The organism is Pseudomonas sp. zfem003 (assembly GCF_032621675.1).
Taxonomy (GTDB): domain Bacteria; phylum Pseudomonadota; class Gammaproteobacteria; order Pseudomonadales; family Pseudomonadaceae; genus Metapseudomonas; species Metapseudomonas otitidis.
The window spans coordinates 255,193-280,166 of record NZ_JAVYJG010000009.1; the positions used below are offsets into that span (position 1 = coordinate 255,193).

General features: G+C 64.2%; 24 protein-coding genes. 14 read left to right on the forward strand and 10 right to left on the reverse strand.

Going from position 1 to position 24,974, the window contains the following annotated elements; all coding sequences use genetic code 11:
- Positions 1 to 5 precede the first annotated feature (5 nt).
- The 4 genes from RTK35_RS22455 to terL all read left to right on the forward strand — a co-directional run bounded on the left by RTK35_RS22455 (position 6) and on the right by terL (position 2,668).
- Positions 6 to 203, forward strand: coding sequence for a type II holin (locus RTK35_RS22455; protein ID WP_316909041.1), 198 nt, complete (start codon positions 6 to 8; stop codon positions 201 to 203).
- A gap of 3 nt (positions 204 to 206) precedes the next feature.
- Positions 207 to 452, forward strand: coding sequence for a DNA packaging protein (locus tag RTK35_RS22460; protein WP_165668105.1), 246 nt, complete (start codon positions 207 to 209; stop codon positions 450 to 452).
- A gap of 281 nt (positions 453 to 733) precedes the next feature.
- Positions 734 to 883 (forward strand): Rz1-like spanin outer membrane subunit, encoded by a 150-nt coding sequence (locus RTK35_RS30645; protein ID WP_410478706.1) that lies wholly within the window; start codon positions 734 to 736, stop codon positions 881 to 883.
- A 45-nt stretch (positions 884 to 928) separates the two neighbouring features.
- Positions 929 to 2,668, forward strand: coding sequence for a phage terminase large subunit (gene terL, locus RTK35_RS22470; RefSeq protein ID WP_316909043.1), 1,740 nt, complete (start codon positions 929 to 931; stop codon positions 2,666 to 2,668).
- Positions 2,669 to 2,780: 112 nt separating this feature from the next.
- Here the strand turns inward: terL and RTK35_RS22475 are convergent, their stop codons facing one another.
- Positions 2,781 to 4,082, reverse strand: coding sequence for a tyrosine-type recombinase/integrase (locus tag RTK35_RS22475; protein WP_316909044.1), 1,302 nt, complete (start codon positions 4,080 to 4,082; stop codon positions 2,781 to 2,783).
- A 263-nt stretch (positions 4,083 to 4,345) separates the two neighbouring features.
- Here RTK35_RS22475 and ppsA point away from each other — a divergent pair, with 263 nt between their 5' ends.
- The 8 genes from ppsA to RTK35_RS22515 all read left to right on the forward strand — a co-directional run bounded on the left by ppsA (position 4,346) and on the right by RTK35_RS22515 (position 12,482).
- Positions 4,346 to 6,715 (forward strand): phosphoenolpyruvate synthase, encoded by a 2,370-nt coding sequence (gene ppsA / locus RTK35_RS22480; protein ID WP_044401628.1) that lies wholly within the window; start codon positions 4,346 to 4,348, stop codon positions 6,713 to 6,715.
- A 63-nt stretch (positions 6,716 to 6,778) separates the two neighbouring features.
- Entirely contained in the window at positions 6,779 to 7,759 is a 981-nt protein-coding gene (locus tag RTK35_RS22485; protein ID WP_316909045.1) for an alpha/beta fold hydrolase, read from the forward strand.
- Between the two features lie 258 nt (positions 7,760 to 8,017).
- A complete protein-coding gene (rraA, locus tag RTK35_RS22490) occupies positions 8,018 to 8,506 on the forward strand; it encodes a ribonuclease E activity regulator RraA (RefSeq protein ID WP_074968794.1) in 489 nt (162 codons plus the stop codon).
- Positions 8,507 to 8,525: 19 nt separating this feature from the next.
- Complete coding sequence (locus RTK35_RS22495; RefSeq protein WP_316909046.1) at positions 8,526 to 9,521, forward strand: zinc transporter ZntB; 996 nt, start codon at positions 8,526 to 8,528, stop codon at positions 9,519 to 9,521.
- A gap of 55 nt (positions 9,522 to 9,576) precedes the next feature.
- Positions 9,577 to 9,822, forward strand: coding sequence for a hypothetical protein (locus tag RTK35_RS22500; protein WP_044401640.1), 246 nt, complete (start codon positions 9,577 to 9,579; stop codon positions 9,820 to 9,822).
- Positions 9,823 to 9,824: 2 nt separating this feature from the next.
- Entirely contained in the window at positions 9,825 to 10,649 is an 825-nt protein-coding gene (locus RTK35_RS22505) for a mechanosensitive ion channel family protein (protein WP_044401644.1), read from the forward strand.
- 87 nt (positions 10,650 to 10,736) lie between these two features.
- Positions 10,737 to 11,327, forward strand: coding sequence for an RNA polymerase sigma factor SigX (gene sigX, locus RTK35_RS22510; protein WP_044401647.1), 591 nt, complete (start codon positions 10,737 to 10,739; stop codon positions 11,325 to 11,327).
- A gap of 108 nt (positions 11,328 to 11,435) precedes the next feature.
- Positions 11,436 to 12,482 (forward strand): OmpA family protein, encoded by a 1,047-nt coding sequence (locus tag RTK35_RS22515; protein ID WP_044401650.1) that lies wholly within the window; start codon positions 11,436 to 11,438, stop codon positions 12,480 to 12,482.
- Between the two features lie 295 nt (positions 12,483 to 12,777).
- Here RTK35_RS22515 and RTK35_RS22520 read toward each other — a convergent pair whose 3' ends face one another.
- From RTK35_RS22520 to acnB, 8 genes are all read right to left on the reverse strand, one after another.
- Positions 12,778 to 13,221, reverse strand: a complete 444-nt coding sequence (locus RTK35_RS22520; protein WP_316909047.1) for a thioesterase family protein — start codon at positions 13,219 to 13,221, stop codon at positions 12,778 to 12,780.
- An 84-nt stretch (positions 13,222 to 13,305) separates the two neighbouring features.
- Positions 13,306 to 13,992, reverse strand: coding sequence for a polysaccharide lyase family 7 protein (locus tag RTK35_RS22525; protein WP_160479771.1), 687 nt, complete (start codon positions 13,990 to 13,992; stop codon positions 13,306 to 13,308).
- A gap of 94 nt (positions 13,993 to 14,086) precedes the next feature.
- Positions 14,087 to 14,974 (reverse strand): alpha/beta hydrolase, encoded by an 888-nt coding sequence (locus tag RTK35_RS22530; RefSeq protein WP_316909048.1) that lies wholly within the window; start codon positions 14,972 to 14,974, stop codon positions 14,087 to 14,089.
- Positions 14,975 to 15,084: 110 nt separating this feature from the next.
- Positions 15,085 to 16,314: an alanine transaminase gene (gene alaC, locus RTK35_RS22535; protein WP_316909049.1), complete on the reverse strand. Its 1,230-nt coding sequence runs from the start codon at positions 16,312 to 16,314 to the stop codon at positions 15,085 to 15,087.
- 291 nt (positions 16,315 to 16,605) lie between these two features.
- Positions 16,606 to 17,709, reverse strand: coding sequence for a polysaccharide lyase family 7 protein (locus tag RTK35_RS22540; protein ID WP_172433089.1), 1,104 nt, complete (start codon positions 17,707 to 17,709; stop codon positions 16,606 to 16,608).
- Between the two features lie 172 nt (positions 17,710 to 17,881).
- Entirely contained in the window at positions 17,882 to 19,237 is a 1,356-nt protein-coding gene (locus RTK35_RS22545) for a pyridoxal phosphate-dependent decarboxylase family protein (RefSeq protein ID WP_316909050.1), read from the reverse strand.
- A 157-nt stretch (positions 19,238 to 19,394) separates the two neighbouring features.
- Positions 19,395 to 19,604, reverse strand: coding sequence for a YgdI/YgdR family lipoprotein (locus RTK35_RS22550; protein ID WP_044401668.1), 210 nt, complete (start codon positions 19,602 to 19,604; stop codon positions 19,395 to 19,397).
- Positions 19,605 to 19,762: 158 nt separating this feature from the next.
- Complete coding sequence (gene acnB, locus RTK35_RS22555) at positions 19,763 to 22,372, reverse strand: bifunctional aconitate hydratase 2/2-methylisocitrate dehydratase (RefSeq protein ID WP_044401671.1); 2,610 nt, start codon at positions 22,370 to 22,372, stop codon at positions 19,763 to 19,765.
- 405 nt (positions 22,373 to 22,777) lie between these two features.
- On the opposite strand from acnB, the gene RTK35_RS22560 reads away from it, so the two are divergent.
- A complete protein-coding gene (locus tag RTK35_RS22560; protein ID WP_044401674.1) occupies positions 22,778 to 23,254 on the forward strand; it encodes a DUF1289 domain-containing protein in 477 nt (158 codons plus the stop codon).
- A 51-nt stretch (positions 23,255 to 23,305) separates the two neighbouring features.
- On the opposite strand, the gene RTK35_RS22565 is transcribed toward RTK35_RS22560, so the two are convergent.
- Positions 23,306 to 24,169: a universal stress protein gene (locus RTK35_RS22565; RefSeq protein ID WP_074968897.1), complete on the reverse strand. Its 864-nt coding sequence runs from the start codon at positions 24,167 to 24,169 to the stop codon at positions 23,306 to 23,308.
- 188 nt (positions 24,170 to 24,357) lie between these two features.
- Here RTK35_RS22565 and RTK35_RS22570 point away from each other — a divergent pair, with 188 nt between their 5' ends.
- Positions 24,358 to 24,960, forward strand: coding sequence for a tRNA-(ms[2]io[6]A)-hydroxylase (locus RTK35_RS22570; RefSeq protein ID WP_316909089.1), 603 nt, complete (start codon positions 24,358 to 24,360; stop codon positions 24,958 to 24,960).
- Positions 24,961 to 24,974 lie beyond the last annotated feature (14 nt).

Below are 24,974 nucleotides of genomic sequence, written 5' to 3' on the forward strand. Positions count from 1 at the left end.
CCCACATGATCCAAATCGACTTCAACAACGGGGTGGTCCAAGTGGCCCCCGTTGCGGGGACGGCTGCTGCGGATGCCGCAAGTCGTTTCTTCTGGGGCCTGACGCTGAACGAATGGTTCTACGTCACGGCCATCCTCTATTCCCTCGTCATGACTGGCCTCGCTGTCTACAAGGCCGTCAAGGAGAAACCGCCTAAGGAGTAACACATGGCCCAATCTGTCCTTGAGCAACTGCTTGAGGCCATCGACACGGAAACTGGTCGAAACCTGTTAGCAGACCTCCGAGACCCGGAGCGCCGTTCCCCTCAGCTCTACAATGCCATCGGCAAATACCTCGAACGCCACAAGTTCACCATCTCCCGCCTGCAACCGGACGCCGGTCTGCTGGGCGAACTCGCCGCCGCCCTGGATGAAGTTCCGGACCTGACGGACGAAGAAAGCACCCGCCACTAAACACCCACAAGGAATCTGAATGAAGGCCCTCATAGCGAAAGCTGTGGGGGCTTTTTTCGTTGTGGCTCTGGTCATCGGATTGACCTTCGCATGGGGCTACTCCGTGCGCGACAACGAGGCCCAACAGGAAGCCCTCACCGCTCAGAACACCTACCTGAAACAACTCGAAGAGCAGCGCAAGGCCGCTCAAGGAGAACTCGATGGAATCACCAAGGAATGGCAGGCCGCGCTGGCGGCGAACAAAAGGTCTGCTGCTGGGACTGTTGCTCAGCTTCGTGCTGATGGCGTCCGGCTGCGGGTCGAACTCGCAGATGCCCGTGTGTGCGCAGTCACGGGTAACTGTGGACGCGAGCCTGATGGCCGAGCCGAGCTATCAAGCCGAGCTGCTGAATTTCTTGTCGGACAAGCCAAGCGAGCCGACGACCAAGTAAAGGCCCTCCAGGGCGTCATCCGGGTCCTCCAGAAGGAGGGTGCCCATGAGCAGTGACGCCAAGCACATCGCCAGGATGCGGGCCGACTTCGTGGCCTTCCTGTTCGTCCTCTGGATGGCCCTGGGGCTCCCGAAGCCCACCCGTTGCCAGATCGACATGGCCCGAAAGCTCAGCGCCGGGGATAACCGACGGTTCATCCTCCAGGCGTTCCGAGGGATCGGGAAGAGCTTCATCACCTGCGCCTTCGTGGTGTGGATGCTGTGGAACAACCCGCAGCTCAAATTCATGATCGTGTCCGCCTCCAAGGAGCGCGCGGATGCGAACTCCGTGTTCATCAAGCGGATCATCGACCTGCTTCCGTTCCTCCATGAGCTGAAGCCAAGGCCCGGCCAGCGGGACTCCACCATCAGCTTCGACGTGGGGCCTGCCAGTCCTGACCACTCGCCTTCGGTGAAGTCGGTGGGCATCACGGGCCAGCTCACAGGTAGCCGAGCCGACATCCTCATTGCGGACGACGTGGAGGTTCCGAACAACTCAGCCACACAGGCAGCCCGAGAGCGCCTGGGCGAGCTGGTGAAGGAGTTCGACGCGATCCTGAAGCCGGGCGGGACGATCATCTACCTGGGTACGCCTCAGACCGAGATGACCCTCTACCGCGAGCTGGAGAACCGGGGCTACACAACCACCATCTGGCCGGCGCGTTACCCGCGTGACCACAAGGACCTTGAGAACTACGGGCACCGCTTGGCGCCGATGCTGCTCAAGGAGCTGATGGCTGACGAAGGGCTCTTCTGGCAACCAACGGACCCCGTGCGGTTCGACGACGAAGACCTGCGGGAGCGGGAGCTGTCTTATGGCAAGGGCGGTTTTGCCCTCCAGTTCATGCTCAACCCGAACCTCAGCGATGCCGAGCGTTATCCCCTGAAGCTCCGCGATCTCATCGTGGCTGCTCTGGATGGCGAGAAGGCGCCCCTGTCGTACCAGTGGCTCCCGAACAACGGGAACGCCCTGGAGGACCTGCCCAACGTAGGCCTGAAGGGGGACCGCTACCACCGCTACCAAGAGGCCGATTCGAGCTTCATGGCCTACCAGTCGCGCATCCTTGTGATCGACCCCAGCGGTCGCGGCAAGGACGAGACGGGCTATGCCGTTCTGTTCCAGCTCAACGGGTACATCTACCTGATGGAGTGGGGCGGGTTCCGGGGAGGCTACGAGGACAAGACCCTGGAGGCCCTGGCGAAGGTTGGCAAGAAGTGGAAGGTGAACGAGGTGGTCATTGAGGGCAACTTCGGTGACGGCATGTACCTCAAGCTCTTCAGCCCTGTAATGACCAAGGTGCATCGCTGCGCCATCACAGAGGTGAAGTCCAAGGGGCAGAAGGAGCTGCGCATTGCGGACGTTCTGGAGCCGGTCCTGGGGAGCCACAAGCTGGTGGTTCAGGAAGCCGTGATCGAGGAGGAGTATCGCTCAGCCTGCAACAGCGACGGCAACTTCGATATCCGCTACTGCGGCTTCTACCAGCTCACCCGTCTGACCCGAGATCGGGGCTCCCTGGCACACGATGACCGCCTGGACGCCTTGGCGATTGGCGTTCAGTTCTTCGTGGAGAGCATGGAGAAGAACAGCGAGGAGGGCGCCTCTGAGCTGCTTCAGGAGTTCCTTGAGCACCACATGGAGAGCGAGCTGACTGGCTTCGAGGATGCCCAGCGGATCGTGATGGAGGGCTCGGACGTGACCATTCAGTGGGAAGACGACTGGTCCTTCAGGGCGAACTACCTCGGCTGAAGCCCTTGCAGCGCGCGGGCTCCAAAAGCCCTCACTTTAAGGGAGGGGGGCCTAAAGGTTATCTCATTGAGGTAGCCCTTAGGTCCCCTTTAAAACCCTCACTTATGGCGGCTCAGGCCCCGAAGCATTCCCTCAGGGCATCTTCGAGCTTCGAGACTGCAAGGCGAGCATCGCCACCGTACAAGTCGAAGGTGATCGTCTGGGAGCTGTGCCCAAGGATGTCCTGCGCGATGCTCACCTGTACCCCTCGGTGCTTCATGAGGGACGCCAGGGAGTGACGCAGGGAGTGGAACGTCAGGCCTTCCCCTGAGTCGTGCTGGCAGATGTCCCGAAGGGTCTCATTGAGGACCCGTGTGAAGTTGTGACTGACACGATCAAACAACTTCTCTTCACACCCCTCGACGTACTCAAGGAACGCCTTCAGGTCGAACCCATAGGCTCCGTCCACCAACGGGACAATGCGCTTCGAGCTGGAGTTCTTCAGGGTCTTGGAGCCCTCATCGTTGAAGTCAACGACTGTGGACTCACCCAAGGTGCGGACATCAGCCTTGGTCAGTTGGTAAATCTCCCCGATCCTGGCCCCTGTGATGACCCCGAGGGACATCGCCCAGCGCTTCCAGTTGTCCTTAGGCAGCCGCGACATTTCGTCCATGATCGTCCTGATCTGCTCATCCGTGAACGCCTTCCGGCCACTCTCGGCACCCTTGGTGATCTTGAGGCCCTTGTTGAACGCCTTTTCGAGATACCCGTTGTTCAGTGCCCAGGTGACGACCGTAGATAGGCGGGTCAGGAGCTTGTTCACGGTGAGGGGCTTCCTCCCGCTGTCCATGAGGCGCTTCTTGAGCGCCACCATGTCCTCCCGCGTGTGGGTCTTCATGTTCAGCTCAGTACCGCTCTCATCAGTCAGAGCCTCAGCGAGTACCTTGTTGGAGCTGGTGATGTCCTTCACGGACTTCTCCGCGAGGTTCCCTCTCTGCTCCTCCATATAAAGAGCAGCGAGCTTGCTGAAGGGCATGTACTCAGCGTCTACAGATGGGGCCTCCACTGGGGCCACTGGAGCCGTAGGGGCCTTGAGCTTCGCTTCAGCCTCCTTCAGCTCGTCCACGACCTCCCTCAGGGGCTCAGGATTGCCCTTCAGCAGGCGCTCCTGGGCGGCCTGAACGATCCTGATGCCAATCCCAAGGGCCTTCACATGGTCCGCCGTAAGGGGCTCTGTGGCCCGGATAAGGCCAAGGTCGTCCAGCAGCTCTGAATAGGCCGTAGCCTGGGCTTCTCGCTCCTCCAGTCGGATAGAATCCAGCAGCGTCTGCTCAGCCTTCTCTCGAAGCGGAACCACCATGTCCTCCCAAGTGTCATCTGGACGGTTGAGATGGAACGAGGCGAGAGCCGCCTGGATTCGACGTGTGTGACGCATTGCTGTTTCTCGGAGCCTTGTGCGGAGGGAGATGGTGAAGGCTTGCTTTGAGACCCCTATGGGCCGGATTCGCAGGTAGTAGACACCGTTCCTTCGATACAACCACGGGACGGAAAGTGGGCAAGCCACTGAGTGACAACGTTCTAACAGTATTCTAACATCGGCGCCTGTTTGCTGCCGCTGAACAACAGATTCCATGTGGTCTACCTCCAGCAAAATCAAGGGGTTGAGCGTGTGGATGACCAACCACTGGAGATTTCACCTTGGTAGAGTACGTAGTTTCCCTCGATAAGCTCGGCGTCCACGATGTTGAGCATGTGGGGGGCAAGAACGCATCCCTGGGCGAGATGATCAGCAATCTGGCGGGTGCTGGGGTTTCCGTTCCCGGTGGTTTCGCCACGACTGCCCAGGCCTACCGTGACTTCCTCGAGCAGAGCGGCCTGAACGATCGCATCCACGATGCGCTGGACAAGCTCGACGTGGACGACGTCAACGCGCTGGCCAAGACCGGTGCCGAGATCCGCCAGTGGGTCATGGATGCCGAGTTCCCGGCGCGCCTGGACGCCGAAATCCGTGCGGCGTTCGCTGAAATGGCAGCTGGCAACGAGAACATGGCCGTCGCCGTGCGCTCCTCCGCCACCGCCGAAGACCTGCCGGACGCCTCCTTCGCCGGCCAGCAGGAGACCTTCCTCAACATCCGTGGCGTGGACAACGTGATCCGTGCCGCCAAGGAAGTCTTCGCCTCTCTCTTCAACGACCGTGCCATCGCCTACCGCGTGCACCAGGGCTTCGACCACAAGCTGGTCGCCCTGTCCGCCGGTGTGCAGCGCATGGTGCGTTCGGAAACCGGCACTGCCGGGGTGATGTTCACCCTGGACACCGAGTCCGGCTTCCGTGACGTGGTGTTCATCACCGGCGCCTACGGCCTCGGCGAGACCGTGGTGCAGGGCGCGGTGAACCCTGACGAGTTCTACGTGCACAAGCACACCCTGGAAGCCGGCCGCCCCGCGATCCTGCGCCGCAACCTGGGCAGCAAGGCGATCAAGATGGTCTACGGCGACGAAGCCAAGGCCGGCAAGTCGGTGAAGACCGTCGACGTCGACCGCGCCGACCGCGCCCGCTTCTGCATCACCGATGCCGAAGTCACCGAGCTGGCCAAGCAGGCCATGATCATCGAGAAGCACTACGGCCGTCCGATGGACATCGAATGGGCCAAGGACGGTGACGACGGCAAGCTGTACATCGTGCAGGCCCGCCCCGAGACCGTTAAGAGCCGCGCCAGCGCCACCGTGATGGAGCGCTACCTGCTGAAGGAAAAGGGCACCGTCCTGGTGGAAGGCCGTGCCATCGGCCAGCGCATCGGCGCCGGCCCGGTGAAGGTGATCCACGATGTTTCCGAGATGGACAAGGTCCAGCCGGGCGACGTGCTGGTCTCCGACATGACCGACCCGGACTGGGAACCGGTGATGAAGCGCGCCAGCGCCATCGTCACCAACCGTGGCGGCCGTACCTGCCACGCCGCGATCATCGCCCGTGAACTGGGCATCCCGGCTGTCGTGGGCTGCGGCAACGCCACCCAGGTGCTGAAGGACGGCCAGGGCGTGACCGTTTCCTGCGCCGAGGGCGACACCGGCTTCATCTTCGAAGGCCAGCTGGGCTTCGACGTGCGCAAGAACTCCGTCGACGCCATGCCGGAGCTGCCGTTCAAGATCATGATGAACGTCGGCAACCCCGACCGTGCCTTCGACTTCGCTCAGCTGCCCAACGAGGGCGTGGGCCTGGCCCGCCTGGAATTCATCATCAACCGCATGATCGGCGTGCATCCCAAGGCGCTGCTGAACTTCGCCGGCCTGCCGCCGGAGATCAAGGAAAGCGTCGAGAAGCGCATCGCCGGCTACGACGATCCGGTCGGCTTCTACGTCGAGAAACTGGTCGAAGGCATCAGCACCCTGGCTGCGGCCTTCTGGCCGAAGAAAGTCATCGTCCGCCTGTCGGACTTCAAGTCCAACGAATACGCCAACCTGATCGGCGGCAAGCTGTACGAGCCCGAGGAAGAGAACCCCATGCTGGGCTTCCGTGGCGCCTCCCGCTACATCAGCGAGTCGTTCCGCGATTGCTTCGAGCTGGAATGCCGCGCGCTGAAGAAGGTGCGCAACGAGATGGGCCTGACCAACGTCGAGATCATGGTGCCCTTCGTCCGTACCCTGGGCGAGGCGAGCCAGGTGATCGACCTGCTGGCCCACTACGGCCTCAAGCGCGGTGAGAACGGCCTGCGCATCATCATGATGTGCGAGCTGCCGTCCAATGCCCTGCTGGCCGAGGAGTTCCTGGAGTTCTTCGATGGCTTCTCCATCGGCTCCAACGACATGACCCAGCTGACCCTTGGCCTGGACCGCGACTCCGGCATCATTGCCCATCTGTTCGACGAGCGTAATCCGGCGGTGAAGAAGCTTCTGTCCAACGCCATCGCCGCATGCAACAAGGCGGGCAAGTACATCGGCATCTGTGGTCAGGGCCCGTCGGACCACCCGGACCTGGCCAAGTGGTTGATGGAGCAGGGCATCGAGAGCGTGTCCCTCAACCCCGACTCCGTGCTCGACACCTGGTTCTTCCTGGCCGAAGGCCAAGCCTGATCCCGAACGGCAACCGGAAAGAGGGCGGGTCATCACCCGCCCTTTTTCGTGCAAGTAGTTTTCATGCAAAGCAGCAGTCTTCTTTTTCCGGTTGCCCTGGTGGGCGCCGAACTCCGTGGGGACCTCACGGAAGACCTCTATCGCCTCAAGCCCGGCAACAGCCCTGACCCCAGCGTCGAGCTGGTGGTCACGCGCCTGGGCCTGTACGGGCGTGAAGGGCAGCGCGGAGCCCCCGTGGTGCTGGTGCACGGCAGCTTCTCCAATCGTCGCTTCTGGTATTCACCGCGTGGCCTGGGTCTTGGGCCTTTCCTGGCCAGGGCGGGTTTCGATGTGTGGATCGTCGAGATGCGCGGCCACGGTCTTTCCCCTCGCAACCAGGCCTACCGACACAACCGGGTGGCTGATTACGCCCGCTACGACTTGCCGGCCATTGGCGCCTTCGTGCGCGAGCAGTCCGGATCGCCCGCCCATTGGGTGGGGCATTCCCTGGGCGGAGTGACCCTGGCTGCTGCGCTGGGAGGTGGCTACCTCGACGAGGAGACTGCGGCGTCCGCTGCCCTGTTCGGCAGCCAGATCAGCCGGGTCTATTGGCCCCTCAAGGTTCCGCCAGTGGAGTGGCTGGGGCGTTTCCTGCTCAAGCGCTTCGAGGTGCTCTCCGGTTCCGGTCTCAAGCGCGGGCCCGAGGATGAGCCTATCGGCGTCGGGCTGGAGAATCTCCGCTGGCACGGCCTGTTCGGCCGCTTCGGTGATGCCGAGCGGGATTGGTGGAAGGGGCTGGCGGATGTCCGTATCCCGGTGCTGGCCGTGGGCTCGGCCGGGGACCACCAGGACCCGGCGTGGGCCTGCCGGAAGCTGCTCGACCAGTTCGGCAGCGAGGTCCGTGAGTTCCTTTGCCTGTCCCGCGAGGGCGGCTTCGCCGAGGACTACGGTCATGTGGAGATGCTGGTGAGCAAGTCGGCGCAGCAGGAGGTCTGGCCGCTCGTCGAGCACTGGCTCTTGCACCGCAGCCTGCCGCCGCTGCCAGGTCAGGCTGTGCCCGCCTGAGCGTGGAGTTTCTTCGGCTATATGAAACCGATTGCAATTGATTGTCGCTGAACCGCTGGCCAACGCCCCGGAAAGACGCCGTAACGGCGGTGCTGCGCCCTTGCGCGGCGCTCGCCTCGTCGGTAGGGTGCTGCGCTGTTCCCGCCACGGGATCGCCTTCGACCTGGAATGCGCTGGTGCATGCGCTGCGCACCGCTTTCCGCTGCCAGGACGGTGAACGTGACGGCCCCGATCTCTAGACCCGCAAGGAGCCACGCCATGCAATACGTCACCCCTGATCTGTGCGATGCCTACCCTGACCTGGTACAGGTCGTCGAGCCGATGTTCAGCAACTTCGGCGGTCGCGATTCCTTCGGCGGCGAAATCGTCACCATCAAGTGCTTCGAGGACAACTCGGTGGTCAAGGAGCAGGTCGACCAGCCCGGCCAGGGCAAGGTCCTGGTGGTGGACGGCGGTGGCTCCCTGCGCCGCGCGCTGCTGGGCGACATGCTCGCCGAGAAGGCCGCGAAGAATGGCTGGGAAGGCATCGTGGTGTACGGCTGCATCCGTGATGTGGACGTGATCGCCCAGACCGACCTGGGTGTCCAGGCGCTGGCCAGCCACCCGATGAAGACCGACAAGCGCGGCATCGGCGACCTGAATGTGGCGGTCACCTTTGGTGGCGTGACCTTCCGCCCGGGGCAGTACCTGTATGCCGACAACAACGGCATCATCGTGTCCCCCGAACCGCTGAAGATGCCCGAGTAACCTGGCAGGTGGCGCGAGGATGACAGGTGAACAGAACCCCGGCGCGGGCTTGGTCCATGCATTCGTGCTCGACGGGCAGGGTGGTGCACGCGCTATCAGTCGCGCCGAGCTGGATGGGCTCCAGCTCGGCGCGCATGAAAGCCTCTGGCTGCACTGGGACCGGGGACATCCCCTGGCTCGCCTGTGGCTGCGCGAGCGCAGTGGGCTGGGGGAGTTCGCCTGTGACCTGCTGCTGGAAGAGAGCACCCGTCCGCGCCTGGTAACCCTGCCGAATGAGCAACTGCTGCTGTTCCTTCGCGGAGTCAACCTCAATCCTGGTGCCCAGCCGGAAGACATGGTGGCGGTGCGCATCTTCGCTGATGCGCGTCGCGTGATTTCCCTGCGCTTGCGTCCCCTCCACGCCACCGATGAGCTGATCCAGCAGTGGCGTGCCGGGACCGGGCCGCGCAGTGCATCCGAGGTGTTGCTCTACCTTGCCGAGCACCTGACCAGCAAGGTGGATGCGCTGATCGCCCACCTGGGGGATGCGGTCGATGAGCAGGAGGAGCAGCTCGACGCCAACGAGCGCTACAACCCCGATCATGACCTGATGCTGCAGATTCGCCGGCGGGCGGCGGCCTTGCGCCGCTTCCTCTCCCCGCAGCGGGACATCTATGGCCAGCTGGTGCGCAATCGCCTCGGCTGGTTCGCGTCCGACGATGCGGACTACTGGAACGAGCTGAACAACCGCCTGACCCGCTACCTCGAAGAGCTGGAGATGATCCGCGAACGGGTCGCCCTGGTGCTGGAGTCCGAGAACCGCCGGATGAGCGAGCGGATGACGCGCACCATGTACCTGCTGGGCATCATCACCGGCTTCTTCCTGCCCATGAGCTTCATCACCGGGCTCCTGGGCATCAACGTGGGTGGGCTGCCGGGCGCCGACGCGTCCTACGGCTTCCCCATCGTGTGCCTGCTCCTCCTCGGGGTGGCCGCCTTCCAGTGGTGGCTCTTCCGTCGGCTGCGCTGGCTTTGAATGTGACCCATCCCCAGCCTGCCGCGTCTAGCCGACATACCCACGAGAGGTGCGAATGCACGATCCCTTCGAAGAATCCCTGCGGGACATGCTCCGCAACGCGCCGTCCGACCATGACGACAGCGCGGCGCTCGGTCGCGTCCTCAAGACCGCGAACCGGCAGGTTGGCGTGGGCGACCTCTTCTGCCTGCTCGGCCACTGGGCCGAAGCCCTGATGATCGCCCTGAACAACGGCTCGGCGCATGTGGCGCCCGTATCTCGCCGCCCCTCCTCGAAACGCTCTGCTGACAAGGCTGAATGAAGATGGAATTCGACCCCTGGACCCAAGGTATCGTTAACGCCATGACCACGGTGTGGACACCGGTCGCCGGCTTCATTCCGCGCTTCTTCGGCGCGCTGGTGGTGGTCCTGGTTGGCTTCGTCGTCGCCAAGCTGCTGGATACCCTGCTCTCCAAGCTGCTGGCCAAGCTGGGATTGGATCGCCTGATGGCCGGGACCGGCCTGACCAAGATGCTCGGCCGTGTCGGCATCCAGGTGCCGGTTTCGTCGTTGATCGGCAAGATTGTCTATTGGTTCGTCCTGCTCATCTTCCTGGTGTCCGCTGCCGAGTCCCTGGGCCTTGATCGCGTCTCGGCGACCCTGGACATGCTCGCGCTCTACCTGCCCAAGGTGCTGGGCGCCGCTCTGGTGCTGCTGGCCGGCGTGCTGCTGGCACAACTGCTCAGCGGGATCGTCCGTGGCGCGGCGGAAGGTGTGGGCCTGGACTACGCCCATGGCCTGGGGCGCATTGCCCAGGGCCTGGTCATCCTCATCAGCATCTCCGTGGCCATCGGCCAGTTGGAGGTCAAGACCGACCTGCTGAACAACGTGATCGCCATCGCGCTGATCTCCATTGGCCTGGCGGCCGCTCTGGCCCTGGGTCTCGGCAGCCGTGACATCGCCGCGCAGATCATCGCCGGGATCTATGTGCGCGAGCTCTACCAGGTCGGCCAGGAGGTCAAGGTCGGGGACATCGAAGGGCAGATCGAGGAGATCGGCACCGTGAAGACCATCCTGCTCACCGATGAGGGGGATCTGGTATCGGTGGCCAACCGGACGCTTCTCGACCAGCGGGTAACGAGCCGCTAACACGAAGCGCCATCCCTGCTAATATTGGCCGCCGGATCAGCGCCCACGCACTCCGGCGGCTCCCGATCATTGCCGGCCCGACCTGTTTTGAACAAACCCCAATCGCTGTCCCTGCGCTATGACCCTCACGAACTCTCCGACGAAGAGCTGGTGGAGCGTGCGCATGTCGAGCTGTTCCATGTCACTCGCGCCTACGAGGAGCTGATGCGCCGCTACCAGCGGACCCTCTTCAATGTGTGCGCGAGATATTTGGGGAACGAACGAGACGCTGACGATGTCTGTCAGGAGGTGATGCTCAAAGTGCTATATGGCCTGAAGAACTTCGAGGGTAAATCCAAGTTCAAGACCTGGCTCTACAGCATCACGTACAACGAATGCATTACCCAGTACCGCAAAGAGCGACGCAAGCGTCGCTTGCTCGATGCCCTGAGTCTCGATCCGCTCGAGGAGGCTTCCGATGAGAAGGCTCCGAAGATCGAGGAGCGTGGCGGGCTCGAGCGCTGGCTGGTGCATGTGAACCCGATCGATCGTGAAATCCTCGTATTGCGTTTTGTTGCGGAACTGGAGTTCCAGGAAATCGCCGACATCATGCATATGGGCCTGAGCGCGACCAAGATGAGGTACAAGCGCGCTCTGGATCGCTTGCGCGAAAAATTTTCAGGATCGGCCGAAACTTAGTTGGGCAAAATCAATCTCTAAGAGCAGCGAGTTCTGGTAAACTTGCGGACCAAGTTGTCCATTGAGATTGTTCGACAACTTACTGACAACCAAGATGGGGATTTACGGATGAAACTGAAAAACACCTTAGGCGTAGCCGTTGGCTCTCTCGTTGCCGCATTTTCTCTGAACGCGCTGGCGCAAGGCCAAGGCGCTGTCGAGGTGGAGGCTTTCGGCAAGCGCTACTTCACCGATAGCTCGCGTGATCTGTCCAACGGCAACCTGCTGGGCGGCTCGGTTGGTTACTACCTGACCGACGACGTCGAACTGGCTCTGTCCTACGGCGAGTTTCACGACATTCGTTCGGAAAACGACACTGGTAACAAGAACATCAAAGGCAACCAGGCTGGTCTGGATGCGATCTACCACTTCGGTACTCCCGGTGTAGGTCTGCGCCCGTACGTGTCCGCTGGTCTCGCCCACCAGAACATCAGCAACGTTCCGGCCCGTACCGGTCGTGACCACAGCACCTTCGCCAACATCGGCACCGGCGTGAAGTACTACTTCACCGAGAACTTCTACGCCAAGGCTGGTCTGGACGGCATGTACAACATCGACGCCAACGAAGCCGAATGGGCTGCCGGCGTAGGTGTTGGCGTGAACTTCGGTGGTGGCTCCAAGCCTGCTGCACAGCCGGCTCCGGCTCCGGTTGCCGAAGTCTGCTCCGACAGCGACAACGATGGCGTCTGCGACAACGTCGACAAGTGCCCGAACACCCCGGCCAACGTCACCGTTGACGCCGATGGCTGCCCGGCCGTTGCCGAAGTGGTCCGTGTTGAGCTGGACGTGAAGTTCGACTTCGACAAGTCCAAGGTCAAGGAAGAAAGCTACGGCGACATCAAGAACCTGGCTGACTTCATGAAGCAGTACCCGGCCACCACCACCACCGTTGAAGGCCACACCGACTCCGTTGGTACCGACGCCTACAACCAGAAGCTGTCCGAGCGCCGTGCCAACGCCGTTCGTGAAGTGCTGGTCAACCAGTACGGTGTAGGTGCTGACCGCGTCAATGCCGTTGGTTACGGTGAGTCCCGCCCGGTTGCTGACAACGCCACCGAAGCTGGCCGCGCTGTTAACCGTCGCGTAGAAGCTGAAGTAGAAGCCCAAGCCAAGTAATTGGTCTGAGCTTCAGGAAAACCCGGCCTAGGCCGGGTTTTTCTTTGCCTGGGGAAAACTGCGTCAAATAAAAAAGGCGTTCCGCCTGGGCGGAACGCCTTCACGCAAGCTGCCCCTCTTGAGGCAAGTGCCACCTCGGAGGATGGGCGCTTCTTGTAGATTGTATGGAGCGTTAAGCACGCTCCGTGCCAGCTCGCTTATCAGCACGCCCTGCGGGCTTTTGAGAGGCCAGTGCTTCCCAGGCGGGCATGTTGTTGCACTTGAAAGGTGCGCGGCGATCCGAAAGGGTGCGTCGTCAGTCCAGCCAGTTGGCCTGCGGAAAGGTTGCGCGGAAGGACTCCGGCATTTCCACCACCCGTGAGTGCGCGTAGTCGAAGAAGACGAAGCCGGACTTGGCCATGGCCACCAGTTTTCCATCGGCGGGGCGGGTGATGCGGAAGATGATGTCGCCGCCGTAGCGGTTGAAGTCCATCACCCCCACCTCGAAGCGTAACTGGTCCCGCGCGTGGGCTTCGGCTCGGTAGGTGGTGGCGAGGTCGGTGACGATGATGCCGACGCGGTCGGCGCCCGTCTCGGTGATCCCGTAGTCGTAGAGGAAGCGGGCGCGGGCCTCGGAAATCATCGAGATCATCGAGTCGTTGCCCAAGTGGTTCGCGCCGTTGATGTCGGTGACGCGTACGGTGAGGTGGGTGGAGTAGCAGAACTGGTCGTCTGGAAAGCTCAGCGTCAGGCGGGCCATCGTTGAAATCTCAGGGGACAGGGCAGGCGCGGATTCTACCTGCCCCTGGCTTGGGCCCGCCTGGTCATTCGCCAGGTGAATGACTCAGCGATGCAGGCTGTTCAGCCAGTGGAAAGTGACCCGGCCGCCTTCGTTGTTAGGGCCGTAGTTGTCCTGGATGTAGGCACCGGCCTTGAAGTACAGCTGCTGCTTGCTCCAGTAGCCGCTCAGTTGTCGGTACAGCCCGCCGTCATCGCCCTTGCTGCTGACCGTGATACCCAGGCGCCCCGTTGGTGTCAGCCGCAGGTCGTAGCCGAAGCGTTCGCCCAGATCGACATGCTCGACCAGGACGATGTTCTCCACCTCCGCGTCACCGGGTCGCTTGCGCAGCAGGGCCTCGATCCGGCCATTCCCGTCCTTGAAGTGGTACTGCAGCTTCAGCAGCGGATCGTTCTCGCTGCCGGCTTCGTCCTTGCTGTGGATCTGCCCGATGATCACCTTGTTGCGGCTGGGGACCTGTTGCACGGTCAGGACGGCGCTGAGGTAGTTGTCCGCGCTTGCGTAATACCAGTAGCTCAGCGTGCCATCTGCCTGGGTTTCCCTCAGTTCGCTGCGCGGATACCGGGCGTCTTCGCTTCGGCTCCCGGTCACGGGCACCCAGAAGGTGACGCTGCCGTCCCTGTTGCGTCGGAAGTACTGGCTCTCATAGCCGTTGTTCAGGCGCTGGGTGCTGATTTCGGTGGCGGAGGTGTGGGTGGGAATGTCCAGTTGCCAGGTGCTGAGATCGATCACGCGCGGTCCTTAATGCGGGATGGGAACCCCAGATCGGACCGGCGTGACGCCTGAAGTTCAGCAAGGTTCAGGTTTTGCGACGAACTGCGGCTGCTCAGAGGCGCAGCACGCCCAGGCTGCGCAGGAAGCGCTCGACATCCCGGGTGTAGCTGTTGTCCTGGCCGAGCTCGTGGTTGATCTGCCGGTGCGACATGTCCACCCCCATCACCTCGACACGCTTGCCCAGGCTGCGGCCCTTGCTGGCGAAACCGCGTGCTTGCGGGCAGGCATCGTCGCGACGGGTGGAGCAGACCGCCAGCAGCGGCGTGCCAGGTTGCTCCAGTCGCAAGATCGGGGAGGCCGCCTGCCAGGTGGCGGGATCGGTCCCGAACGCCTTGTCGTACAGCTTCATGTGGGGCGCCTGCATGATGCTTTCGACATCGAAGGCCGCGCTGTCCAGGGCAACGGTCCCGATCCAGGGACGCGCACCTTGCTGGGCGGCGATTTCCGGCGCGGCATCCAGCAGGGCGACCAGATGCGCCCCTGCCGAATGCCCCATCAGGACGAAGCGCGCCGGGTCTGCCTGCCATCCGCTCGCCAGTTGCTGGGCATGCGCCAGGGCGCGGGCCACGTCGTCGGCCTGGGCCAGGGGCGGAGTGTCGGGCAGCATGCGGTAGTTGGCCGAGACCAGCACCACACCCTGGGGCACCCAGCGCAGTGCCTTGTTCAGGGCGACGCTGCCGTTGTCCTTGTCGCCGGTGACCCATGCACCGCCGTGGACCATGAAGATCACCGGCGCCGGCCCGCGTCCCGGATTGGCGGGCAGGTAGACATCGAGGCGCTGCCGCTCATCGTTGCCGTAGGCGATATCCCGCAGGACGCGGATTCCCGCCTGCTCCAGCTGGCGGGCTTCCCGGCGGTCCTGCAGCAGGCCGGCACAGGCGGGTTGCAGGGGGAGGGCGAGCAGCAGGGCAAGGCAGCAAAGCAAGCGGGTCATGGACATGGTTGGCTTCCGAAGTGGAGTGTCGTGCACCTGATACGCCGTTCGCCGAACATCCCTGCGTTTTTCCGCGCCCCAACGAAACAGCGCCCCGAAGGGGCGCTGTGTGGCGATCAGGAGGAGGCTTTGCGAGGCTTCGCCTCGATCAACCCATCGGCCCTGAACATCGCCTTGATGCCACGGATGGCCTGGCGGATGCGGTCCTGGTTCTCGATCAGGGCGAAGCGTACGTGGTCGTTACCGTATTCGCCGAAGCCGATGCCGGGGGAGACGCACACCTTGGCCTCGGCCAGCAGCTTCTTGGCGAATTCCAGGGAGCCGAGGTGGGCGTAGGGCTCGGGGATCTTCGCCCAGATGTACATCGAGGCCTTGGGGTTCTCGACCATCCAGCCGGCCTCGTGCAGGCCCTTGACCAGCATGTTGCGGCGCTGGCGGTACTGCTCGGCGATGTCGCGCACGCACTGCTGGTCGCCTTCCAGCGCGGCAATGGCAGCCACCTGCAGCGGGGTGAAGGTGCCGTAGTCGTGGTAGCTCTTGATCCGCGCCAGGGCGCTGACCAGCTCGGGGTTGCCGACCATGAAGCCGATGCGCCAGCCGGCCATGTTGTAGCTCTTGGACAGGGTGAAGAACTCCACCGCGATGTCCTTGGCGCCGGGCACCTGCATGATCGACGGGGCCTTCCAGCCGTCGTAGACGATGTCGGCGTAGGCCAGGTCGTGGATCACCAGCACGTCGTACTGCTTGGCCAGGGCCACCACGCGTTCGAAGAAGTCCAGTTCCACGCACTGCGCAGTGGGGTTGGAGGGGAAGCCGATGATCATCATCTTCGGCTTGGGGATGGATTCGCGGATGGCGCGCTCCATCTCGGCGAAGAAGTCCACGCCGGGCACCAGCGGCACCGAGCGCACCTGGGCGCCGGCGATCACCGCGCCGTAGATGTGGATCGGGTAGCTGGGGTTGGGCACCAGCACCGTGTCGCCGTGGTCCAGGGTGGCCAGCATCAGGTGCGCGAGGCCTTCCTTGGAGCCGATGGTGACGATGGCTTCGCTTTCGGGGTCGATCTCCACGTCATAGCGGTCCTTGTACCAGCGCGAGATGGCGCGGCGCAGGCGGGGAATACCGCGGGAGGTGGAGTATCCGTGGGTGTCTTCACGCTGGGCGACCTGCACCAGCTTCTCGACGATGTGCGGCGGGGTGGCCCCATCGGGGTTGCCCATGGACAGGTCGATGATGTCCTCGCCACGACGGCGCGCGGCCATCTTGAGTTCCGCGGTGATGTTGAAGACGTAGGGGGGGAGACGATCGATACGCGCGAAACGGCGCGGAGAACGGGAGTCAGCCATGCTTTCCTCGGATACGTAAGCGCCCGGAACCGTCCGAGCGACGTCGGCCACATGGGTGGCCTGGCGGCGAAGATAAGCGCAGCGGAGGGGCGTTGTCGAGAAAAATCCGAGGCGCTGTGGGGCGCTGTCCTTCGGGGCGAATGTATGTGCCACATGGTGTTGCGCATCGCGGATGAATCCGCTCCCACAGGGTGGATGCCGCTCTTTGTATCCACCCGCGGTGCGGGCCTGGGCGCCGGTGGGGTGGACCGGTGAAGCGCGGTCCACCCCGCTAGAGCTAGGCGTGCAGGGTTACTGCGGGATGAGGATGGAGAACTTCTTGTGGTGGGTGTTGCCATTGGCATCACGCGCCTGGGCCACGAACCAGTGTGCGGTAGCAGAAGCGGTCCCGGCTTCCGGGGTGCCGCTGACCAGGCCGTCGGCGGCCAGCGTCAGGCCGGCCGGCGGATGGCCGCTGACCAGCTTCCAGGTGGCGCCACCGAGACCGCCGGTGGCGGACAGCTGGGCCTGGTAGGGCTGGCCGACGCGGGCCTCGGGCAGGGCGGCGGGGCTGTTGATCAGGAGACCGTCGTTGGGGTGGCTGGCGGCCAGGCGGTAGAACTTCACCCGCGCGCCTTCGGTGGCGCTGTCGCCGTGCATGTGCAGGTAGGCGCCGGCCTTGAAGTAGAAGGTCTCGCTGTTCCAGGCCGGGTCCATCGCCATGGTCGCCACCGGCCCGCCGTTGGCCGAGGCCATGGCGACGTTGTGGCTGACCTTCATCTGGTAGCTGAAGGTCTCGCCCAGGGCGATGTTCGTGGCGAGCACATGGTTGGTATAGGGCGGGCCCTGTTCCGGCAGGCCCTGCAGCTTGGCGATGACGCGGCCGGTCTGCTTGGAGAAGTCATAGCGGTAGTAGAGGAGGATCAGCGGTGCGCTGCCGTAGCCGTGCACCTGGCCGACGATGACGATGCCATCGCGGGGCACTTGCATGACCTTGAGCAGGGCGTCCTGCACCGATTCGCCAGCCCCGCTCCAGGTCACGCCCAGGTTGGTCGGGTCGAGCATTTCGCGCAGTTCGGCGCGTGGGCTGCTTGAGCCGCCGGCCGTAGCGCCGTTGATGGGTGTCCAGAAGGTCATCGAGCCGTCCTGCGGGTCGGTGCGGAACCAGCGGGACTGGTAGCCATAGGGGCCGGACAACTGGTCCGGGCGTATGGTGATCGCTTTGCCGGTGGTGTTGCCGTCGGCGTCCTGAGGCACGGTGATGTTCCAGTTCTCCAGGGCGAAGTTGCCGCCCGGGGCGACGCCCTTGTAGAGCTCGGCCTGGGCTTCGCCGAGCAGCAAGCAGCCGAGCAGGCCGAGCCAGCGGGCAGGGTGGTTGTGCAGGAGATGGGTGTGGGGCGGTTGGAACCTGGGCATGCCTTGCATCCTCGTCGTTGGGCTGCACCCCGCTCGAGACTGCCTGCTTCGACGCGCGTGCCTTCCCTGGGCTTCGTGGGCCTGCCGATGGGCAGGCCTTTCACAGACCCGGCGAGGGCGGAGAAGGTTCGTTTGCAGCGCGATGCCGCTGCCCCAGGCTGTGACGCCGCGCTCAACCCGGGTGCTGGGCCTTGAGGGTGATCAGCAGGTTGGCGAGCCGTTCGATGTCGGCGTCTGTAGTGCGCCAGGACGAGACGCTGAGGCGGAACGCCGGGCGCCCCTGCCACAGCGTGGGGCCGAACCACACCTCGCCCGTAGCCTGGGCGGCGAGGCGGATGGCCAGGGTCTGCTCGTCGCTGCCGGCGCGCACCAGCACCTGGTTCAGCACCACGCGGTTGAGTACCTGGTAGCCGGCTTCGCGCAGGCGTTCGGCGAGGTGTGTGGCCTGGCGCAGGTGGCGGTCGATCAACGCGCGCAGGCCGTCGCGGCCGAGGCTGGCCAGGGCTGCCCAGATGGGCACGCCGCGGGCGCGGCGGGAAAATTCCAGGTTGAGGTTCTTCTGCGCATCGCAGGAGGCGCTGGCGTAGGCGGCGTCGCTGTTCATCGCCGTGGCCAGGGCCTCGGCATCCCGACAGATGGCCATGGCGCCGTCGTAGGGGGTGTTCAGCCACTTGTGGCCGTCGGTGGTCCAGCTGTCGGCCTGCTCGACGCCTTCGGCCAGCGCGGCGGCGGAGCTGGCCCGCGCCCAGAGGCCGAAGGCACCGTCGACGTGCACCCAGGCGCCAGCGGCGCGGGCGCGGGGGATGAGCGCGGCGAAGGGGTCGAATTCGCCGGTGTTGACCTCGCCGGCCTGCAGGCAGAGGACGGTCATGTCGTCCAGCGGCGGCAGTTGCACCGGGTCGATCCGGCCCAGCCCGTCGACGGGCGCTACTAGCAGACGGTTGATGCCGAAGCCGAGGATGCGCAGGGCTTTCTTAACGGTGATATGCACGCTGGCGGAGACCACCACGCGCACCTCGGGCGCGCCCATCAGGCCGTCGCCGTCGAAGTCCCAGCCCTTGCGTGCGAGCAGGGTGCGGCGGGCGGCACTGAGGCAGGCGAGGGTGCAGGCGGTGGCGCTGGTGCCGAAGCCCACGGCGCTCTCGGCCGACAGGTCGAGGCTCTCCAGCACCCAGCGTGCGGCGGCCTTCTCGATGCGGTCGGCGGCGGGGGAGTTGTCGAAGGAGGACGCGCACTGGTCCCAGGCCAGCGCCAGGCGCTCGGCAGCGGCGGCGGCCGGCAGGGTGGCGCCGATGACGAAGCCGAAGTAGCGACCACCATTGGAGGCCGTGGTAGCGGGGGAGCCCAGCTCGTCCAGCTGCCGCAGCACCCCTTCGGGCGAACGCCCCTGCTGCGGCAGTGGTTCTTCGAAGCCGGCCAGGGCGGCGATGGCGTCGGGCGTGGGGAAGACGCGCCGGCCGGGGATGCCGTCGAGGTAGGCGAGGGCGCGGCGGTCGGCGTCTTCGAGGAGTTGGCGTTCGGTGTCCATGGCGGCCTCGGCGTGGAAAGAGGGCCACCTTAGCGCGAGGTGCGGGTTCGCAGCAGGTACAGCTCGAGCCCGAGATGCCTGTACAGCTGGGGGCGGGGAGGGCGAGGCCGCTGCAACAGCGGGGGTTCTGACCCGTACAGTTGCCTCGCCGTCCTGGTCAGCGGGGCATCACCTGCTTCACCTGGCTTTCGGGAATGCGCTGCTCACGGCCTTCGCTGTCTTCGAATTCGAGCATGCCGGTGTCAGCGTCCAGCTCGGGTTTGCCGTCACTGGTGAGCATCTGCCCGTCAGTGGTCTGGACGAGGTACTCGCTGGAGCAGCCTGCCAGGCCCAGCAGGCAGACGAGGATGAGGGGCCAGCGTTTCATGGGGATTCTCCTGTTCCGGTGGTTGTCGCTTCGCCATGGCCGATGGCCAGTGCGGGCGTTCAGGCATTTGGGCTGTCGCCTGCGCCGGGGAGTTCAGGAAAAATCTGCGCCCAAGAAAAAGCCCCGCACGGGGCGGGGCTCTTTCAACAACGCGTGGATCAGGCCTGGATGACAGGGATCTTGGCGTTGGCTGCAGCTTCGCGGAACTCGGCGATCTGGTCGAAGCTCAGGTAGCGGTAGATATCGGCAGACATGCTGTCGATGTCCTTCGCATAGGCCATGTACTCCTCGACGGTCGGCAGCTTGCCGATGATCGAAGCGACAGCGGCCAGCTCGGCAGATGCCAGGAACACGTCGGTGGCATCGCCCAGACGGTTCGGGAAGTTACGGGTCGAGGTGGAGACCACGGTCGAACCGGTCTGGACGCGAGCCTGGTTACCCATGCACAGCGAGCAGCCCGGCATTTCCATGCGCGCGCCAGCCTTGCCGTAGATGCCGTAGTAGCCTTCTTCGGTCAGCTGGTGGGCGTCCATCTTGGTCGGCGGGGCCAGCCACAGACGGGTCGGAATGCCGCCCTTGACCTTGTCCAGCAGTTTGCCGGCAGCGCGGAAGTGACCGATGTTGGTCATGCAGGAACCGATGAACACTTCATCGATCTTGCGGCCCTGGACGCTGGACAGCAGGCGAGCGTCGTCCGGGTCGTTCGGGGCGCAGAGCACGGGCTCCTTGACGTCGGCCAGGTCGATCTCGATGACGGCGGCGTACTCGGCGTCCTTGTCGGCTTCCAGCAGCTCCGGCTTGGCCAGCCAGGCTTCCATCGCCTGGGCGCGACGCTCCAGGGTGCGGGCATCGCCGTAGCCTTCGCCGATCATCCAGCGCAGCAGGGTGATGTTGGACTGCAGGTATTCGGCGATGGCCTTCTCCGGCAGCTTGATGGTGCAGCCCGCAGCGGAACGCTCGGCAGAGGCGTCGGACAGCTCGAAGGCTTGCTCGACGGTCAGGTCGTTCAGGCCTTCGATCTCGAGGATGCGGCCGGAGAAGATGTTCTTCTTGCCTTTCTTCTCGACGGTCAGCAGGCCAGCCTGGATGGCGTAGTAGGGGATGGCATGCACCAGGTCACGCAGGGTGATACCGGGCTGCATCTTGCCCTTGAAGCGCACCAGCACGGATTCGGGCATGTCCAGCGGCATGACGCCGGTGGCGGCGGCGAAGGCCACCAGGCCGGAACCGGCCGGGAAGGAGATGCCGATCGGGAAGCGGGTGTGGGAGTCGCCACCGGTGCCGACAGTGTCAGGCAGCAGCATGCGGTTCAGCCAGCTGTGGATGATGCCGTCGCCCGGACGCAGGGAAACACCGCCGCGGGTCATGATGAAGTCCGGCAGGGTGTGGTGGGTCTTGACGTCGATGGGCTTCGGATAGGCCGCGGTGTGGCAGAAGGACTGCATTACCAGGTCGGCGGAGAAGCCCAGGCAGGCCAGGTCCTTCAGCTCGTCGCGGGTCATCGGGCCAGTGGTGTCCTGGGAGCCGACGGTGGTCATCTTCGGTTCGCAGTAGGTGCCCGGACGGACGCCCTTGCCTTCCGGCAGGCCACAGGCGCGGCCGACCATCTTCTGCGCCAGGGTGAAGCCCTTGCCGCTGTCGGCGGGGGCTTCCGGCTTCTTGAACAGGTCGGACGCGGGCAGGCCCAGTTCGGCGCGTGCCTTCTCGGTCAGGCCACGGCCCACGATCAGCGGGATACGGCCGCCGGCGCGGACTTCGTCCAGCAGGACCGGGGTCTTCAGTTCGAAGGTGGTGACCACTTCGCCGCTGTCATGACGCACGACCTTGCCTTCGTACGGGTACACGTCGATGACGTCGCCCATGGCCAGGTTGGTGCAGTCGAATTCGATCGGCAGGGCGCCGGCGTCTTCCATGGTGTTGTAGAAGATCGGGGCGATCTTGGTGCCGAAGCAGAAGCCGCCTGCGCGCTTGTTCGGTACGTAGGGGATGTCGTCGCCGAAGAACCACAGCACCGAGTTGGTGGCGGACTTGCGGGAGGAACCGGTACCGACCACGTCACCGACGTAGGCAACCGGGAAGCCCTTGGCCTTGACGGCTTCGATCTGCTTCAGCGGGCCGACGGAACCGGGTTGTACCGGCTCGATGCCGTCGCGGGCCATTTTCAGCATGGCCAGGGCGTGCAGCGGGATGTCGGGGCGCGACCAGGCGTCCGGAGCGGGGGAGAGGTCGTCGGTGTTGGTCTCGCCGGGGACCTTGAACACGGTCAGGGTCAGCTTCTCGGCAACGGCCGGGCGGGCCTTGAACCACTCGCCATCGGCCCAGGACTGCAGCACGGCCTTGGCGGCGGCGTTGCCTTTCTTGGCGCGTTCGGCGACGTCGTGGAAGGCGTCGAACATCAGCAGGGTGTGCTTCAGCTGCGCGGCGGCGACTTCGGCCAGCTCGGCGCTGTCCAGCAGCTCCACCAGGGTGGCGATGTTGTAGCCGCCCTGCATGGTGCCCAGCAGCTCGACGGCGCGAGCCTTGGAGATCAGCGGAGAGGTGGCTTCGCCCTTGGCGACGGCGGACAGGAAGCCGGCCTTGACGTAGGCGGCTTCGTCAACGCCCGGGGGAACGCGATTGGTGATCAGGTCGACGAGGAATTCTTCTTCGCCAGCGGGCGGGTTCTTCAGCAGCTCGACCAGGCCTGCGGTCTGTTCGGCGTTCAGCGGCTGGGGTACGACCCCCTGGGCGGCACGCTCTTCTACGTGTTTGCGATAGGCTTCAAGCACAGTTTTACCCTCATCAGTGGTCCCTAGTCTTGGTTCGGGACGCTCATCCAGGATTCCACCGAACACATGCGCCGCGCGGCTTTTTGGGCCGCCTGGCCAGTGTTTCGATGGTTCCATCCAGAAGCTGCTTTCAAAGTTTTACGCCGGAAGGAAGAGCCTGATGAGGGCTGGCGTTGGGTCTCATCGGGAGAGGAGAACCCAGCGCCAAGATTTCCTGCCGGATCGACTGTGCTCGTGACGCTTTGAAAACAGCTTCCAACGGATTTGGCGCCTAAAACGGCGGAACGATTCTAAAGGAAAGCGGAACCGAAGTTAAGACAAAAGCCCCGCCTATCTTGGGGTGACCCTGCTTAGACAAAGGGCTAAGATGCCGCGTCCGTACCTGCGTTACCCAATGTCCCCGCCATGCCCAACCAGCGCATCAAGACGCCTTGCGTCGGCCTCTGCTCCACCGTCTACGGCGATACCGTGTGCCGGGGTTGCAAGCGTTTCCACCACGAGATCATCAACTGGAATCTCTACAGCGACGAAGAGAAGCGCGCGGTCTGGCGCCGCCTGGAGCAATTGCTGGTGCAGGTGGTGGAGGCCAAGCTGGAGGTCTTCGATCCGGCGCTGCTGCGGGGCCAGCTGGAGCAGCGGCAGATCCGTTTCGTGCCGGAGCAGTCGGTGTATTGCTGGGCGTACCAGCTGATCGCGCGGGGCTCGCGGGTGATCAACCGCCTGGAGGCCTATGGGTTGGTGTTGATGCCGGAGTTCCGCGACTGGCCGCTGCCGGACCTGCGCGAGGCCATCGACCGCGAGTTCTTCCTGCTCTCCGAGGCGCACTACGAGCGTTACATCGCCCCGCGCTTCCTGCGCGAGGGGATGGAACTCCGCGTTTGACCCACCCATGAGAAAGCCGCCCGTCGGGCGGCTTTCCGTTCATCGCTCGATTCAGTGCTGGGCTACCAGCTCCTCCAGGTGGGCGATGATCTCGTCCGGCTTCAGCACCAGCACGTCGCTTTCCAGCGCGTCCAGGACCACCTCGGCGGTGTTGCCGATCAGCGCGCCGGAGAGGCCGGTACGGGCGACGGTGCCGATCACGGTGACGGCTGCCTTCAGGGTCTTCGCCGCGTAGGGGATGATCACGTCCGCCGGGCCTTCGGCGATGTGCAGGTTGTCGTCACTGACGTCGAACTCCTCCTGGAATTCCTTGCAGGCATTGCGGTAGCGCGCCTCGATGCTCTCCTTGAGCTGGAAGGTCGGGTCCGCTGCCGAGAGCATGGGGGAGGGGTGGGCGCTGACCACGTGCAGGCTGCCCCGCGCCAGGCCTGCGATGTCGTAGCCGTGGCTGATGATGCTGGCGTGCAGGGTGCGGTGCGGGCCGTCGTTGTTGCCCACGTCCACGGCCGCGAGGATCACGCCACCGGTCCAGGGCGTATCGGTCTTCACCATCAGCACCGGGCCGGGGCAGTAGCGCAGCAGCTTCCAGTCGTCCGGCGTGAGCAGGGCGCGCTTGAGCGGGTTCTCCGGCACGTGCTGCTTGATCACCAGGCCACAGCCCTCGGCCTGTTGCACGGTGATCACCGTCTGGTGCAGGTTCTCGTGCCAGGCCTGCTGGGTGCTGACGCTGTAGCCGTCGCCGGTCAGGGTGCCGGCCAGGTCGGCGAGCCAGGCGCTGTGGTCCTGCTTGCGATCGCAGACCAGCAGGTGCAGGTGGGATTGGGTCACGCCGGCGATCAGCGTGGCGCGCTTGAGCGCCAGGCTCTCGGGGTGGCTCGGATCGACTACCACCAGAATGCTGCGAATGGCTTGCATGGTCATGCTCTCCCTGTGAGACAGATGGCTGGGAGTCACTCTAGCGGCGATTGCACGAACGTGCTTGATGCATATCAATCGCGGATGGCTGGCCGGCGACCGGTGCATTCGTATAATGCGCACCTTTTCGCCGAGGCCTCGCCGTGAGCGCCCTCGTTGTCTGCTGCCCGAACTGGAGTGCCCGCCCGATGAACCTGCCGGAGATCCACGATTTCCTCCCCTGCCGCACCCCGCAGGCCTGGGTGGAGGCGGCGCTGGCCGATCAGGAAACCCTGCTGATCGACCACAAGAACAACGAGTTCAAGGCGGCGTCCACCGCCATGGCGCTGATCGCCAAGTACAACACGCACCTCGACCTGATCAATTTCATGTCGCGCCTGGCCCGGGAGGAACTGGTCCACCACGAGCAGGTGCTGCGGATCATGAGGAGGCGCCACATTCCCCTGCGGCCGGTATCGGCAGCGCGCTACGCCTCGGGCCTGCGCAAGGCGGTGCGCAACCACGAGCCGGCCAAGCTGGTGGACACACTGGTGGTGGGCGCCTTCATCGAGGCCCGTTCGTGCGAGCGCTTCGAGTCACTGGTGCCTCACCTGGACGAGGACCTGGGCGCGTTCTATTTCGGCCTGCTGAAGAGCGAGTCGCGGCATTACCAGGGCTACCTGAAGCTGGCCTACCAGTACGGTGAGGCGGCGGACGTGGATGCGACGATCGAGCGGGTGCGTGGCGTGGAACAGGAGCTGATCGAGAGCCCTGACGAGGAGTTCCGCTTCCACAGCGGTGTTCCGGCCTGAATCCGGCCCGGAAT

Excerpts from the sequence above, each read along its gene's own strand:
- RTK35_RS22455 (WP_316909041.1), top strand. The coding sequence starts at position 6 with ATGATCCAAATCGACTTCAACAACGGGGTGGTCCAAGTGGCCCCCGTT.
- RTK35_RS22460 (WP_165668105.1), top strand. The coding sequence starts at position 207 with ATGGCCCAATCTGTCCTTGAGCAACTGCTTGAGGCCATCGACACGGAA.
- RTK35_RS30645 (WP_410478706.1), top strand. The coding sequence starts at position 734 with ATGGCGTCCGGCTGCGGGTCGAACTCGCAGATGCCCGTGTGTGCGCAG.
- terL (WP_316909043.1), top strand. The coding sequence starts at position 929 with ATGAGCAGTGACGCCAAGCACATCGCCAGGATGCGGGCCGACTTCGTG.
- RTK35_RS22475 (WP_316909044.1), bottom strand. The coding sequence starts at position 4,082 with ATGCGTCACACACGTCGAATCCAGGCGGCTCTCGCCTCGTTCCATCTC.
- RTK35_RS22485 (WP_316909045.1), top strand. The coding sequence starts at position 6,779 with ATGCAAAGCAGCAGTCTTCTTTTTCCGGTTGCCCTGGTGGGCGCCGAA.
- rraA (WP_074968794.1), top strand. The coding sequence starts at position 8,018 with ATGCAATACGTCACCCCTGATCTGTGCGATGCCTACCCTGACCTGGTA.
- RTK35_RS22495 (WP_316909046.1), top strand. The coding sequence starts at position 8,526 with ATGACAGGTGAACAGAACCCCGGCGCGGGCTTGGTCCATGCATTCGTG.
- RTK35_RS22500 (WP_044401640.1), top strand. The coding sequence starts at position 9,577 with ATGCACGATCCCTTCGAAGAATCCCTGCGGGACATGCTCCGCAACGCG.
- RTK35_RS22505 (WP_044401644.1), top strand. The coding sequence starts at position 9,825 with ATGGAATTCGACCCCTGGACCCAAGGTATCGTTAACGCCATGACCACG.
- RTK35_RS22515 (WP_044401650.1), top strand. The coding sequence starts at position 11,436 with ATGAAACTGAAAAACACCTTAGGCGTAGCCGTTGGCTCTCTCGTTGCC.
- RTK35_RS22520 (WP_316909047.1), bottom strand. The coding sequence starts at position 13,221 with ATGGCCCGCCTGACGCTGAGCTTTCCAGACGACCAGTTCTGCTACTCC.
- RTK35_RS22530 (WP_316909048.1), bottom strand. The coding sequence starts at position 14,974 with ATGTCCATGACCCGCTTGCTTTGCTGCCTTGCCCTGCTGCTCGCCCTC.
- alaC (WP_316909049.1), bottom strand. The coding sequence starts at position 16,314 with ATGGCTGACTCCCGTTCTCCGCGCCGTTTCGCGCGTATCGATCGTCTC.
- RTK35_RS22540 (WP_172433089.1), bottom strand. The coding sequence starts at position 17,709 with ATGCCCAGGTTCCAACCGCCCCACACCCATCTCCTGCACAACCACCCT.
- RTK35_RS22545 (WP_316909050.1), bottom strand. The coding sequence starts at position 19,237 with ATGGACACCGAACGCCAACTCCTCGAAGACGCCGACCGCCGCGCCCTC.
- RTK35_RS22550 (WP_044401668.1), bottom strand. The coding sequence starts at position 19,604 with ATGAAACGCTGGCCCCTCATCCTCGTCTGCCTGCTGGGCCTGGCAGGC.
- RTK35_RS22560 (WP_044401674.1), top strand. The coding sequence starts at position 22,778 with ATGCCCAACCAGCGCATCAAGACGCCTTGCGTCGGCCTCTGCTCCACC.
- RTK35_RS22565 (WP_074968897.1), bottom strand. The coding sequence starts at position 24,169 with ATGCAAGCCATTCGCAGCATTCTGGTGGTAGTCGATCCGAGCCACCCC.
- RTK35_RS22570 (WP_316909089.1), top strand. The coding sequence starts at position 24,358 with ATGAACCTGCCGGAGATCCACGATTTCCTCCCCTGCCGCACCCCGCAG.